The 14,575-nt window shown below is 49.9% G+C and carries 11 protein-coding genes and 1 tRNA gene; 7 read left to right on the top strand and 5 right to left on the bottom strand.

The window, feature by feature from the left end; genetic code table 11:
- The first annotated feature begins 44 nt into the window (after positions 1-44).
- Positions 45-1,143, top strand: a protein-coding gene (prfB, locus tag IM294_RS05130) for a peptide chain release factor 2 (RefSeq protein ID WP_100170824.1) whose coding sequence is annotated in 2 segments (ribosomal slippage) — positions 45-119 and positions 121-1,143 — 1,098 coding nt in all. Because the reading frame shifts where the segments join, the coding sequence is not laid out codon by codon here.
- A 9-nt stretch (positions 1,144-1,152) separates the two neighbouring features.
- Positions 1,153-2,670 (top strand): lysine--tRNA ligase, encoded by a 1,518-nt coding sequence (gene lysS / locus IM294_RS05125; protein ID WP_014885130.1) that lies wholly within the window; start codon positions 1,153-1,155, stop codon positions 2,668-2,670.
- A 38-nt stretch (positions 2,671-2,708) separates the two neighbouring features.
- Here the strand turns inward: lysS and idi are convergent, their stop codons facing one another.
- The gene (idi, locus tag IM294_RS05120) at positions 2,709-3,251 is read right to left on the bottom strand and encodes an isopentenyl-diphosphate Delta-isomerase (RefSeq protein ID WP_028014315.1); all 543 of its coding nucleotides are present in this window, start codon (positions 3,249-3,251) and stop codon (positions 2,709-2,711) included.
- Positions 3,252-3,414: 163 nt separating this feature from the next.
- Between idi and actS the strand changes: the two genes are divergently transcribed.
- Positions 3,415-4,158, top strand: a complete 744-nt coding sequence (actS, locus tag IM294_RS05115; protein ID WP_041908359.1) for an amidase activator ActS — start codon at positions 3,415-3,417, stop codon at positions 4,156-4,158.
- A gap of 80 nt (positions 4,159-4,238) precedes the next feature.
- Positions 4,239-4,312, top strand: a tRNA-Gly gene (locus tag IM294_RS05110).
- Between the two features lie 625 nt (positions 4,313-4,937).
- On the opposite strand, the gene IM294_RS05105 is transcribed toward IM294_RS05110, so the two are convergent.
- A complete protein-coding gene (locus IM294_RS05105; protein WP_126817219.1) occupies positions 4,938-5,912 on the bottom strand; it encodes a diguanylate cyclase in 975 nt (324 codons plus the stop codon).
- Between the two features lie 229 nt (positions 5,913-6,141).
- Positions 6,142-6,984 (bottom strand): winged helix-turn-helix domain-containing protein, encoded by an 843-nt coding sequence (locus IM294_RS05100; protein WP_126817221.1) that lies wholly within the window; start codon positions 6,982-6,984, stop codon positions 6,142-6,144.
- 594 nt (positions 6,985-7,578) lie between these two features.
- On the opposite strand from IM294_RS05100, the gene IM294_RS05095 reads away from it, so the two are divergent.
- The 3 genes from IM294_RS05095 (at position 7,579) to IM294_RS05085 (ending at position 11,456) form a co-directional block, all read left to right on the top strand.
- Positions 7,579-7,965 (top strand): helix-turn-helix domain-containing protein, encoded by a 387-nt coding sequence (locus tag IM294_RS05095; RefSeq protein ID WP_185860333.1) that lies wholly within the window; start codon positions 7,579-7,581, stop codon positions 7,963-7,965.
- A 77-nt stretch (positions 7,966-8,042) separates the two neighbouring features.
- Positions 8,043-8,678: a helix-turn-helix transcriptional regulator gene (locus IM294_RS22225; protein ID WP_126817225.1), complete on the top strand. Its 636-nt coding sequence runs from the start codon at positions 8,043-8,045 to the stop codon at positions 8,676-8,678.
- A 63-nt stretch (positions 8,679-8,741) separates the two neighbouring features.
- Positions 8,742-11,456, top strand: coding sequence for an autotransporter outer membrane beta-barrel domain-containing protein (locus IM294_RS05085; RefSeq protein ID WP_126817227.1), 2,715 nt, complete (start codon positions 8,742-8,744; stop codon positions 11,454-11,456).
- A 211-nt stretch (positions 11,457-11,667) separates the two neighbouring features.
- On the opposite strand, the gene IM294_RS05080 is transcribed toward IM294_RS05085, so the two are convergent.
- Both IM294_RS05080 and IM294_RS05075 read right to left on the bottom strand, forming a co-directional pair.
- Positions 11,668-12,738 carry an ABC transporter ATP-binding protein gene (locus IM294_RS05080; RefSeq protein WP_041908363.1) on the bottom strand — a complete coding sequence of 357 codons (1,071 nt, stop codon included), beginning with the start codon at positions 12,736-12,738 and terminating at the stop codon, positions 11,668-11,670.
- A complete protein-coding gene (locus IM294_RS05075; protein WP_126817230.1) occupies positions 12,731-14,500 on the bottom strand; it encodes an iron ABC transporter permease in 1,770 nt (589 codons plus the stop codon). Before IM294_RS05075 ends, IM294_RS05080 begins: the two co-directional genes overlap by 8 nt.
- Between the last annotated feature and the right edge of the window lie 75 nt (positions 14,501-14,575).

The following is a 14,575-nucleotide window of genomic DNA, read 5'->3' as shown; positions in this document are numbered from 1 at the left end:
CTCTTATCACCGCATTTTGACAAGTCCATAAAAGAAAACAGACCATGTTTGAAATTAATCCGGTAAAAAACCGTATTCAGGACCTCACGGAGCGCTCTGACGTTCTTAGGGGGTATCTTTGACTACGATGCCAAGAAAGAGCGTCTTGAAGAAGTAAATGCCGAGCTGGAACAGCCGGACGTCTGGAACGAACCTGAACGCGCACAGGCGCTGGGTAAAGAGCGTTCCTCTCTCGAAGCTATCGTAGATACGTTGGATCAAATGGCCCAGGGGCTGGAAGATGTTTCCGGTTTGCTGGAGCTGGCCGTCGAAGCCGACGACGAAGAAACCTTTAACGAAGCCGTGGCAGAACTCGACGGGCTGGAAGAGAAGCTGGCACAGCTGGAATTCCGTCGCATGTTCTCCGGCGAATACGACAGCGCTGACTGCTATCTCGATATTCAGGCAGGTTCTGGCGGTACCGAAGCGCAGGACTGGGCCAGCATGCTGACGCGTATGTATCTGCGTTGGGCGGAAGCGCGCGGCTTCAAAACCGAAATTATCGAAGAGTCTGAAGGTGAAGTGGCCGGTATTAAATCCGTCACTATCAAGATCATTGGCGACTACGCCTACGGCTGGCTGCGTACCGAAACCGGCGTTCACCGCCTGGTGCGTAAGAGCCCGTTCGACTCCGGTGGCCGTCGTCATACCTCCTTCAGCTCTGCGTTTGTTTACCCGGAAGTTGACGAAGATATCGATATCGAAATTAACCCGGCGGACCTGCGTATTGACGTTTACCGCGCGTCCGGCGCGGGTGGTCAGCACGTTAACCGTACGGAATCTGCGGTGCGTATTACCCACATTCCAACCGGGCTGGTAACACAGTGCCAGAACGACCGTTCCCAGCATAAGAACAAAGACCAGGCCATGAAGCAGATGAAAGCGAAGCTTTATGAGCTGGAGATGCAGAAGAAAAATGCTGAGAAACAGGCGATGGAAGACAACAAGTCCGACATCGGTTGGGGCAGCCAGATCCGTTCTTACGTCCTTGATGACTCCCGCATCAAAGACCTGCGTACCGGGGTTGAAACCCGCAACACGCAGGCGGTGCTGGACGGCAGCCTGGACCAATTTATCGAAGCAAGTTTGAAAGCAGGGTTATGAGGAACCAACATGTCTGAACAACAAGCACAGGGCGCTGACGCGGTAGTCGATCTTAACAACGAACTGAAAACCCGCCGCGAGAAGCTGGCAGCGCTGCGCGAGCAGGGCGTGCCGTTCCCGAACGATTTTCGTCGTGACCACACCTCAGACCAACTGCACGCTGACTTCGACGGTAAAGAGAACGAAGAGCTGGAAGCGCTGAACATCGAAGTGGCCGTTGCAGGCCGTATGATGACCCGCCGTATCATGGGTAAAGCCTCCTTCGTGACCTTGCAGGACGTGGGTGGCCGTATTCAGCTGTACGTTTCCCGTGACGACCTGCCGGAAGGCATCTACAACGAGCAGTTCAAAAAGTGGGACCTGGGCGATATCCTGGGCGCGAAAGGTAAACTGTTTAAAACTAAAACCGGTGAACTGTCTATCCACTGCACCGAGCTGCGTCTGCTGACCAAAGCCCTGCGCCCGCTGCCGGACAAGTTCCACGGCCTGCAGGATCAGGAAGCGCGCTACCGTCAGCGTTACCTGGATCTCATCTCTAACGATGAATCCCGCAAGACCTTCAAAATTCGCTCCCAGATCATGGCCGGTATTCGCCAGTTCATGGTCAACCGCGACTTTATGGAAGTGGAAACCCCGATGATGCAGGTGATCCCTGGTGGCGCGTCTGCGCGTCCGTTCATCACCCATCACAACGCCCTGGACCTGGACATGTACCTGCGTATCGCGCCGGAACTGTACCTGAAGCGTCTGGTGGTCGGTGGTTTCGACCGCGTGTTTGAAATCAACCGTAACTTCCGTAACGAAGGTATCTCCGTTCGCCATAACCCAGAGTTCACCATGATGGAACTCTATATGGCGTACGCGGATTACAAAGATCTGATCGAGCTGACCGAATCCCTGTTCCGTACCCTGGCGCAGGATATTCTGGGCACCACGCAGGTTCCTTACGGTGAAGAAGTCTTCGACTTCGGCAAGCCGTTCGAAAAACTGACCATGCGCGAAGCGATCAAGAAATACCGTCCGGAAACCAACATGGCGGATCTGGATAACTTCGACTCTGCGAAGGCCATCGCTGAAAGCATCGGCATCAAGGTTGAGAAGAGCTGGGGTCTGGGCCGCATCGTGACCGAGATCTTCGAAGAAGTGGCGGAAGCACACCTGATTCAGCCGACCTTCATTACCGAATACCCGGCGGAAGTCTCTCCGCTGGCGCGTCGTAATGACGAGAACCCGGAAATCACTGACCGTTTCGAATTCTTTATCGGCGGCCGTGAAATCGGCAACGGTTTTAGCGAGCTGAACGATGCGGAAGACCAGGCGCAGCGTTTCCAGGATCAGGTTGACGCGAAAGCAGCAGGCGATGACGAAGCGATGTTCTTCGATGAAGACTATGTGACCGCGCTGGAGCATGGCCTGCCGCCAACCGCAGGTTTGGGTATTGGTATCGACCGTATGGTGATGCTGTTCACCAACAGCCACACCATTCGTGACGTGATCCTGTTCCCGGCAATGCGCCCGGTGAAATAAGGCGTTACGTTGCTAAAAAAGCCCCGAAAGGGGCTTTTTTATTGCGCCGCGAACGCTCTCAGCGCGTCTCGCGCGACCGTTGCTTCCTGCACCATCCACGGGCTAAAGCTCCATGGGGCGGCGTCCAGCGCGCGGAATAACGACTCCAGCGTCACCCATTCAAATGCCATCACTTCATCATGGTTAATTCGCAGTTCGCTGGTGACGCGGGCAGCGAAGACCGGGCAAATCTCGTTTTCCACGATCCCGGAAGGATCCGTTTCGCGGTAGCGGAATTCTGAGGCGACAGGCGTAATCGCGGTAATTTCTGCGCCAATCTCATCGCGGCAGCGACGGATAATTGCCTCTTCCGTCCGTTCACCAGATTGAGGGTGACCGCAGACGGAGTTCGTCCAGACGCCCGGCCAGGCTTTTTTACTTAGTGCGCGTCGGGTTACCAGACACTCGCCTTCGGCGTTAAACAGCCAGGATGAGAACGCCAGATGCAGCGGGGTTTGGGTGGTGTGCGCGGCGTATTTTTCCTGAGTGCCAATCACCATTCCCTGGTCATTAACCAAAATAACGTGTTCTTGAATACTCATTCATGCTCCAGAGCCAACGATGCGGATGGTTCTGCACCATCAACAGGGAGCATTATACGGCAATCTTATACGAACGGTTTGTTTCCAGGAGCGGAAAAGGGCTGACCCATATCTCTCCGGGCTGGTATCATAGTGCGCCATTCACGCTGACCGAGGATCTGTTTTGTTTGCAGGAAGCCTGACGAGAAACCCCATCATCGCCATCTTTTGCCTGACGCTGACGCTATTCTTGGCTGGCTGTTCAGGAAGCAAATCGTCGGATATGGGTAGCTATTCCGGTTCGGTCTATACCGTTAAGCGCGGGGATACGCTGTACCGGATTTCGCGCGCAACGGGGACCAGCGTGAAGGATCTGGCGCGCCTGAATAACATCTCTCCGCCGTACACCATCGAAGTGGGACAAAAGCTCAAGGTGAACGGCAGTTCGTCCTCGGGCAAAAAATCCTCATCGAAAGGCAAAACCGCCAAAGTGACGCCGTCCTATCAGGTACCGCAATCGTCATGGCCGCCGGTTGGACAGCGCTGCTGGATTTGGCCTGCCAGCGGTAAAGTGGTCGCCCCTTACTCACTCTCTGAAGGTGGCAACAAGGGTATTGATATCGCCGCTGCGCGCGGTACGCCGGTTTATGCCTCCGGGGCAGGGAAGGTGGTTTACGTCGGTAACCAGCTGCGCGGCTACGGTAACCTCATCATGATTAAGCATGGCGAAGATTACATCACCGCCTACGCGCATAACGACACGATGCTGGTCAACAACGGGCAGAACGTGAAGGCGGGGCAGAAGATAGCCACCATGGGCAGCACCGGTACCGATTCGGTGAAGCTGCACTTCCAGATCCGCTATAAGGCGACGGCCATCGATCCGCAGCGTTACCTTCCTGCGCCCGGCAGCAAACCGAAGTGCTAAGTGATTATTTAATCGCCTGTTAGTTGTGAAGAGGCTTGTATGAAGGTGCGTAAGGTCTATAATGCCTTACGCACCTCAAAGCGGGCGTAGTTCAATGGTAGAACGAGAGCTTCCCAAGCTCTATACGAGGGTTCGATTCCCTTCGCCCGCTCCAGTTTCAACTCTTCAGAAGTCTTCCAGACTCAATTTTCATTCGAAAAAACAGCGTTTAAAGTCTTTTAAGAGCCTCTTACACATGGAATATTTCCGCTCTGAAATATTTCTCTATCAAAGCTCCAGACCCTCAGTCGTTTGGTTTTCCTGTCACCATCCTTTCCTTCCTGATAATAATCATTCAAATAACAACATCATGTAATTACCGGACAACTACCTTTATGAGATCCGACTTTCCGACATAGAGCACTCTTCCGGAAATATACTTCGGTGAGGTAATGTGCAAAGCGGTAACAGTTGCTTAAGACCAGAGTCGTTATCAGAGGTGAGAATTACCGCTAACTCCCTGTTAAAATTGATCTATACGGGGTAAATGGTAATTGCTTCACGAAAATGTAGCAGTGTGGATATTAAAGATCCGAAACTGATAATTTTCGGATCCTGGCGGAGGAAGAGTGAGACTGGTGCAGATAAAGCAGAAATGTACGGAAACTAGTGCGGACAGGGCATTATTGCTCTGAGCGCAACTTAAAATGACTTTATGCAAACTGATGTTAAAAATGATGTTTTATCGAGTACGGCTGAACCCCGGGTCCGGAGACCAGGGTCAGTCGGGAAGGAAGGGGTCACGATTCCGTTTTCTGTGACAGGGTCTTTCGTTTTTTCTTCAGGTACATCACTTCGTCACATTTACCGATCATTTCTGCCAGCGTCGCGTACTGGTCTGCGTTATTGATCAGTTCGCCAAAGGAATAATTGATGTTGTAGGGCTTACCCGAGGTGTCATTGTAATGATCCAGACTGGCACTCAGCGCGTGCAGAAAAGAACTCGTGTTCCCGTTTCGCCGGATCAGGGCAGCAAACTCATCCCCGCCGAGGCGGCCTGCTACTTCGCCCGGTTCGAGGTGCTGATGTAAAAATCCGGCAAAGACCTTAAGCACCTCGTCACCCTCAGCATGCCCCCAGAGATCGTTAACCGGCTTGAACTTGTCCAGATCGAAATAGATGAGGCTGAACGTCGCGTCATGCTGGTTCATCGTGTGGAAGAGTTTTTCTCCGGCACGGTAAAACCCGCGCCGGTTGGGTATCCCCGTCAGGCTGTCCGTCATGGCCATGCTGATGGCCTGGAATTCGTCCTCCACAATACAGGCCAGGTCCCGGAGTGACGCAATGTCCTCATCCGTGAAGCCGCGGGGAGAGGTGTGGATCAGGCACAGCGTGCCAGCAATCGTGCCGTCCGGCAGGCTCACCGGCTGGCCGGCATAGAACCGGATGTGGGGTTCACCGGTGACCAGGGGATTATCGTGGAACCGCTCATCGGCCGCCGCATCGTGAATGATGAAGGGCCCCTCCTGCAGAATGGCATGCCCGCAAAACGATATACTGCGCGGGGTTTCGCGAGTCCCCACTCCCTGACAGGCGAGGAGCCACTGGCGCTCGCGATCCAGCAGGCTTATCAGGGCCACCGGTACCTGAAAGACTCTCCGGGCCAGCCGCGTCAGACGCTCAAAACGCTCATCGTCGCGGGTATCAAGAAGGCCGGTAATATACAGAGACTTGAGCCTTTGTTGTTCATTCTCCGGAATACCGGGTGCCTGCATGTGATCTCCTGGAATGTTGAGATTATACAGTAGATGAAAATATTACTGGATCTGACAAAGTATAGTTCACCGCGCTTTGGCCGTTGGCTGACCGCACTTCTTCTCCTGGATCCACGGTCAGGATGCGAACATCCCGTCCTCAATCGTTAAATACACTACGGAAAAAGGGAGGTTGGCAAAGACTATTTTTGGGAGCAGGTTGAATAATATGTAATAAAAACAGGAACAATTATAAGGGTAGCCTCATTGCTGTCACACATTGATGCTCACCATTTTTTTGTCTGGAGCATCTGAATATCAGCATCTCTTCATGATTCATATTCCTTGCAAGATAAAGATATTCTCCGGGTTTACATTCGATTCCGCTATCCCGTATAAATTCGATAAGGGGCCCTATATTTTTATTGCTGTTCTCTTTATTAACGTAAACCGGACAATGGTTAACGTGTGCAGCGATGATATGTGCGACTGAGAAAGTTGATTTGTCAGACCGGAAAGAAATCAACACTACTGCAACAATCACAAAAAGAATTATTAAAGCATAAATAGATCTGGGTATCTGTCGACTCCAAAACCTTCCTGAAGCGGGCGAAACGGTTGATGAAGACATCTGATTGCTGATAAATGAATGATCCGAATCATCATCATTCACAGTGCTTGCGGTCGGTGAGGGTAACTCAACAGAAGATAAATCCGTATCAGACATAACTTCCCGGTCAGGAACTTGAATAATTTCATCTCCAGGTTCAACTTGCCCCCGATATGAAATCCCGGCTTTGGGATGGGTACGTATGACTGGCAATACGAGACCTGCTTTTTTTAAACCTTTCCTCAGCAGCGATATATTCTGGTACAGCGTATTGACCGTGACGATTTGCCCCTTAGATTCCCAGACCGAATGCATCAAATCATCATAGCTAACAATTTTTCCGCTGTGCTTTAGCAGGTGCTCAAGAAGCCGGCTTGCCGGGGCATGAAGTACCACTTCCTTCCCTCGGGCTCCCAGGGGCCTAAGACAATTTTCTTCAGGTATAAAAAGGACAACGTCATTAAGGATATAAGCTGACGGCATAGTAAAAGCCTGTGCATAGTTATGAATGCTAATGAAAGTATAGAGTACAGAGTTAGGAGTTTGCTGAATATTTATTTTTTTTCAGATGGTTACGAGGTTTTCTTAACTCCAAATAACACAGCTGAGAAAGGTGGGGTAAAAGGTTAAGAATAAACCATATCTTATTGATTATAATAGATAAAAACAATTAAGAAAAATAATCAATTTTAGTCACTCCAAAAATCCCTTGTTCATGCCTATTCTAGGCTCGTGAAACAGCAGAAGAGCCCTTTGGTTGTTACTTACTCGAGGATGTTACTCTTTTTAAATCAACTGGTTATGGGTTTTTCATTACATTAAATGGTAAAGAGCTTATAAAAAAGGCACATATGCTAATTCTAAACGAAGTAGTTTTTCTTGTTTGATGAACTGTGAGAGTGTTTTTTTGTAAGATTTTATCCTGTTTAAGGTGTTTTTATGGTTTTAAATATTGCATGAAAGACGGTTCATATGAAACTTACTACGCCTGTTTGAGGAGTTGTCGTTTGTAAGAGATTTCTTACAATGGCCTTGGTTAAAGTGTGGTTTTTAAACTGATTAATGAATGGCAGAGATATGAAGAATACTACCATTTTCGGTTTCCTTCTGAAGGAAGATACACTCTACGAAATCGATAAGAAGCGAATAATACTTTGTCGCTTGGGGAAAGCAGATTCGCCATTAACTGTAAAGGTGGTTTCTCTTAACGATACACAATCAAGATTGTTATCTTATTTGCTGATGAACCGGAAGCGAAGTTATCTTGATAAGGAAGAAATAATGAGATGCGTTTGGGATAACGAAAATTACTCATCATCAAATCAGCGGCTTTGGCAAACGATGAATGACGTAAGAAAAAAACTATCTTACATAGGCATGCCTGAGACATTTATAAAAAACATCTATGGCAATGGATATCGTATAGATGATTCAATCATCATGCCTCTCTTTAAAGGGTATTAACTAATTTTTGTTATCAACAATTTTCACTCTCAGTACTAATGGATCTTAATTAAGTATCATTCTGAAATGTTACGTTCATGGTGGGTTTGATGAATTCAATGCGTATAGGGTGTATCAAATTCAATTTTTATGTTGATGATCAGTTTTTTATTCATGGACTTCGGGCATGTATAAGTGACGTGGCCAACGAAATATTTCTGTTAAATAGATGTTCAAAAAATAACATTCAGTCTAACTTCGAGAATTATCAAGAACGAGAGATAAATATAATAAAACTAGTCCGGGGTGAAGAGAGAATGTGTAACGCCATGATATGCAATTGTCTAAATTCGATGAATATAATGATAGTAGACCGGTTGCATGATATAGCTCCTCGAGGACCCAGTTGCTACAGAGATGCGCTGGTTTTGAACAGTCAGGCAAGCATCCGCATAACTAAGAATTGCATCAGGCGGGTGCTTAGAGAACCCACAAAAATAAGTGGGACAAGATATAATTGTGATATATGTAAATGCGTGCGATTTTCTGAGCAAGAATTAAAAGTGATTTGTTATTTTTGTAGTGGTATGTCGATCAGACAAATTTCACGACTGATGAAGATCAATCATAAGACATGTTACAGTCATAAAGATCACGTTTATGCGAAGCTTGGAATTAAATCAGCTCATAATTTGATTGAAATAATTAGAAAGAGGGGGGCTGAGTCATTGTGATATCAATTTGTTTTTTACTTGTATGTCCATATTAACAATCAATTTTCTCTTCAGGACTGATATATGAAAGAAAAATATTTTATTCCAAAGTCTATTTCTATTGTTGCGTTAGGTATTATGCATTCACTGTATGCAAATTTTGCTAAAAGTGAAACGCTTCAAGATTTACATATTGCAAATGAAAATGTCATACATAGCAATGATCAAGAGTTTCGTTATGCACACATTGAAAACAGCAACTATACTAGCGAAGGTAGTTTCAATTTAACTGCTGACCCCGACCAAAATGATGCGTTGTATGTTAATGGTTCCGGATCTTTAAAACTTCTGGGCGGTGGAGTCATAAACTATAATGCAGAGAAAAGAGAAACCCCAGGCAGAGCTGTTAATATAAACTACACCTCTGCGTTACCCGGTGATTATGAATTTAATAACGTGACAATTAATGCTGCGGGTAATACAGATGCTATTCACGCGGTTAACAGTAATGGAAAAATCACTGACAGCACTATTAATTTAAACTTGACACGTGCTCATGCAGATTCGTATGAATATGGGTACGCATTGCGTCATTTTAATAATAATCTTTCACTCATAGATTCATCTATTTCTGTTACAGGTGATCACGGCGTTGGGCTTTCTCATGAAGGGCAAGAAGGCCGGAATACATTGTTGAAAGATAGTACCATTGAAACTTCAGGGGAGTACTCATACGCACTACTTTTTGCAGATTATGATCAAGATGGTAAACACAGCCACAATGCAGAAATAAGCGGCGGGAGGCTAACTACGCATGGTAAGGGTAGTGATTCGGTCTTTATTCAAGCCTATGGTGATCATAAAACATCATTGAATATCAATTCTGCTACCCTTAGTACTGAAGGTGAAGGAGCTTCGCTAATCAGAACGAATGAGGCTGTTGACATATCACTCACGGGGGTTACAGGTTCGGCCAGCGGCGCCTCCGGCCATGTACTTAACTTCGATAATCCAATAAGTTTTAATGATAATGTAAGTCAATCCAGTACAGTCAATATAACTGGTAGTGATTTGTCTGCGAGTGACGCGGTATTCCGTATTGCTCAGGATTTTCAGTCTGATGTCAATATTGCAATCAATGGTGGCACTCAGGTAGTAAGTGAAAATAACAGCTTATTAAGAAGTGAAAGCACTAATAGTAAGCAGACCATTGATTTCTCTGTTAGCAACAGCACGGTCAGCGGAGATATTTTTTCGGCAGCCCGTAATATTGACGTAACATTGCATTCTGGCGGTACCTTGCAGGGGACAGCAGAGAATGTTCGTAAGATGACTGTTAATGAAGGAGGCAACTGGCGGATTGTTACGGACACAACCTTGGGGGCACTCAACAACAACGGTGATGTGACATTTAGTGGTGACACAGTAGGTCGGCAGTTAACGGTGCTGGGAGATTACAGCGGCAACAATGGCACACTGCGTTTCAACAGTCAGCTCGCAGGAGATGACTCCCTTACCGACATGTTAGAAGTGCAGGGCAACACTTCCGGCACCACGCAGGTCGTTGTAAATAACCTGGGGGGGAAAGGTGCCGAAACCCTTAATGGTATTCCATTAATTACCGTAGCCGGTACGTCACAGGGCGATTTTGTTCAAAAAGAACGTATTGTAGCGGGCGCATGGGACTATTCACTTAAACGTGCTGAAAACGGTAAAGACTGGCATCTGACGAGTGTAGACACGTCATCGCCGCCGCCGGATGTAACGCCACCGGATATAACGCCACCGGATATAACGCCACCGGATATAACGCCACCGGATGTAACGCCGCCGGATGTGACGCCACCGGAAGCAAGACACGTTATTCGGCCTGAAAGCGGAAGCTACCTGGCAAACATCATGGCAACCGATATGTTTTCCACCCGCTACAAAGACCGTTACGGCAAAATCGACTCGCAAGATTATGTGACGGGCGCATCAGACCATCCGGGGATATGGCTACGTCAAACCGGCCATGATACCGATTTTGATGCAGCAGGTGGACAGCTGGACAACAGCTATTCTCGCTATACAGTTCAGCTGGGAGGTGATTTATTAACGTATGAGAACGCTAAAAAAGATGTAATCAATGTGGGCGTCATGACGGGGTATGGCAGGCAAAACAGTAAAAGTCACTCTCGCGTGAACGGTTATAAATCTGAAGGAAGTGTCACCGGGTACAGTGGTGGGGTTTATGCTAACTGGAGCCATAACCTTTCTGACACCGGCAGCACCTATCTTGAATCATGGATGTTATATAATCACTTTACAAATAAGGTAAACGGGGATGACATTAGTACCGAAAAATATACCAGTGCTGGACTGAGTGGTTCCGTTGAAGGGGGATTCATCTGGAAAGCCACCGACAGATTTACCATTACACCTAACGCTCAGATCGTATGGAATAACATTAAAGGTGACACTTTCAGAGAGAAAAATGGAACCCGTATTGAAACAGATCAGGGTAGTGCCACCTATCGCCTGGGTAGCAGATTCAGCTATAAAGTACCAACCACAGGGAAGAGTAGTGTGGTGCCGTATATTGAGGCAAACTGGATCAGTAAATCCAGTGGAGATACCGTGCGAATGGATACTACAAAAGTCGGGTTTGAGGGAGCAAAAGATGTGCTCGACATGCGGGTCGGAATTACCGGGAACATCGCAGATAATTTCTCGGTTTCTGTAGAAGGTATTCATCAAAACGGCAGTCAGGGATATCGAAATATTTCTGGAGTATTAAATATTGGGTATAGTTTTTAATTTTTGACCTAAATCCTGGGTTAGTTGTGGATATCGTAGGACATACGATGTCCACAATTTTATATGCAAACGACACAGGCATGAAATGTTGCCATATACAGCGATGGTGATACTTAATAACGGCTAAACAAAATTTAACATAAGATATGTTTGCATGCATTCATAATACACCTAAAGAAAAGGCCGCATCCTGCAGCCTTTCCTCTCACACTCACCCTTTCGGGAACACCCAAACATGCTTCTCCGGCAGCGAAAGATGGCAGTGCTGCGGATCCCGAACCTCATGCCCATACGCGCGAATGACAAAATCATCTCCCGGCGTGCGGAACAGGTACTCCCAGCGGTCGCCAAGATACATGCTGGTGAGCAGCGGCAGCTCAAGCTGATTTTCCCCTGGCCCCTCAACCACCGCCACGCGTTCGACCCGGATCACCGCCGTAGCGTCATCACCGCTCTGCACCCCTTCGCCCGCCTGGCCCCACAGCACCCAGCCTTTTCCTTCGATACGCGCTCTGCCGTCGCGCACTTCGGTGACCTTACCGTGCAGGCGGTTGTTGCTGCCCATAAACTCGGCGGTAAACAGCGTTTTTGGCGAGCCGTACATCTCCTGCGGCGTGCCCTGTTGCTCAATTTTGCCGTTGTTAAGCAGCAGGATGCGGTCGGATATGGACATCGCTTCGTTCTGGTCGTGCGTCACCATCAGCGCGGATAACCCGAGCTTGATAATCAGCTCGCGCAGGAACACGCGGGCCTCTTCGCGCAGCTTGGCGTCGAGGTTGGAAAGCGGCTCGTCCAGCAAAATCACCGGTGGGTTGTACACCAGCGCCCGGCCAATCGCCACGCGCTGCTGTTGCCCGCCGGAGAGCTGGTGCGGGTGTCGTTTGCCAAGATGGCCCAGACCCAGCTGGTCCAGCACGTCCTGTACGCGCTGCTGGATCTCTTTGGCCGGAACTTTACGCAGCTTGAGCGGATAGGCCACGTTCTCAAACACGGTTTTGTGCGGCCATAGGGCATAGGACTGGAACACCAGCCCCAGGTTACGCTCTTCTGCCGGGATCTCACTGCGCGGCGTGCCGTCGTAAACTTTATTGTTGCCAATGACAATCGACCCCTGCGTCGGTTTTTCCAGACCCGCGACGGCACGCAGCAGGGTGGTTTTACCGCTGCCGGAGGGGCCTAACAGGGAGACCACTTCGCCGCGCTTCAGGTTCATGGAGACACCTTTTAAAACAGGATTGTCGCCGTAGGTTAAGTGCAGATCGTCAACCGCTAATTCAATCATGTATTTTCACTCCGAAACGAAGGGCAATGCCCAGACCTACCACGACCAGCAGGATGTTAATGAAAGAGAGCGCCGCCACGATATCAATGGCACCCGCGGCCCAGAGGGAAACCAGCATTGAACCGATGGTCTCCGTGCCGGGGGAAAGCAGATACACACCCGTTGAGTATTCGCGCTCAAAGATCAGAAACATCAGCAGCCACGAACCAATAAGACCGTAGCGGGAGAGGGGAATGGTCACATGGCGGGTGATCTGCCCGCGCGTCGCCCCGGTGCTGCGCGCGGCTTCTTCAAGCTCTGGCCCCACCTGCAGCAGCGTGGAAGAGATAAGCCTCAGCCCGTAAGCCATCCACACCACGGTATAGGCCAGCCAGACGCTGAAAATGGTGCTGCGCAGCGAACGCAGCCAGACGATGACGTTCTCGCGCATCCAGTCGGTCCAGGCGAACCCGGAAAGCCAGCCGGATTTCAGCGAGTTGTCCAGCCACATCGGCAGGAACAGGAACACCCACAGGAACGCCAGACCGGCAAGCAGGCCAGGCACGGCGCGCGGCACCAGCACGCTGTAGTCCAGGAAGCGCGTGGTGTTATCCGGTTTACGGTGCATCGCAATCCCGACGAACAGGTAGCACGCCACGGCCAGTGCGCCGCCAATCACCCCAATTGCCATGGAGTTGACGATGGCGCGCAGCAGGTTGGGCTGTGCCCAGATGGTGCGGAAAGTGCTCAGCGAAAGCTCATCCCACAGCGAAACGCCCACACCCCAGTTGGAGATAAACGCGCGCAGCACCACGCCGAGCAGCGGCACGCCGATGGTGACGGTGAGCCAGAAGGCAACCACCGCCCCGGCAACCCAGCGCCATTTGCCCAGCGGTAACGCGCGAGCCTGTGAGGCTTTCCCTTTCATAGTGACGAAGCGGTTGGCGGTGCGCATCAGACGACGCTGGAGCATCACCAGCGGGATGGTGATGCAAATCAGCACCACGGCAACCGCCGCCATCAGGTGATAGGAAGGCGTGCCGAGCTTGTTCGTCAGCTGGTACAGGTAGGTTGCCAGCACCATATTGCCTTCCGGATCGCCGAGCACCAGCATCAGGCCAAATACTTCCAGCCCGAGGAAGAACAGCAGCACGATGGCGTACAGGATCGACGGGCGCACCATCGGCAGGCTGACGGAGGTCATCACCTGCAGCGGAGAGGCACCCGCAATGCGCGCGGCTTCTTCCACATCAGAGCCGACGCTGCGCAGCGCGGATGAAATATAGAGATAGGCATGCGGCACGTGCGTCAGGCCAGCAATGACCACGATGCTCGACATATCGTAGATGTTCCACGGCACAAAGCCGATCAGCGCCTGCGCCCACAGGGACAGAAAGCCCACCGGACCGGCGGCCACCACATAGCCAAAGCCGAGCACCATCGGCGATACGAAAATGGGGACCAGGATCAGCGGTTCAATCAGGCGGCGGCCGGGCAGGTCGGTGCGAACCATCAGAAACGCCAGCACGCCACCCAGCGGAATGGCGATGATGACCAGCCCGAAGGCGAGAATAAAGCCGCTTCTCAGGGCCTTATAGAAATCAGGGTCGGTGAAGATAAAGCCAAATGATTCAAGGCTCCACTCTTTTGCCGGAGAAAAGAACGGAGCGGACAGGAAGCTCTGTATCACGATAAATGACAGCGGCGTGTAGATAACCAGAGCGGTTATCAGCACGACGAAGCCGCGCGGCAGGCTTTGCCACTTTCTGCGTAATGTATTCATGGGGTATCCCTGGTGTTGCAGCCCAATAAAACGAACTCAGTCGACAGGGAGCGCGACGGCGTGCGCCGCGCCCGA

It is taken from the genome of Enterobacter cloacae complex sp. P43RS, assembly GCF_014930585.1.
GTDB classification, from domain to species: domain Bacteria; phylum Pseudomonadota; class Gammaproteobacteria; order Enterobacterales; family Enterobacteriaceae; genus Enterobacter; species Enterobacter bugandensis.
Note: the sequence above shows the minus strand (reverse complement) of the source record. Positions and strands in the feature narration are given on the sequence as shown.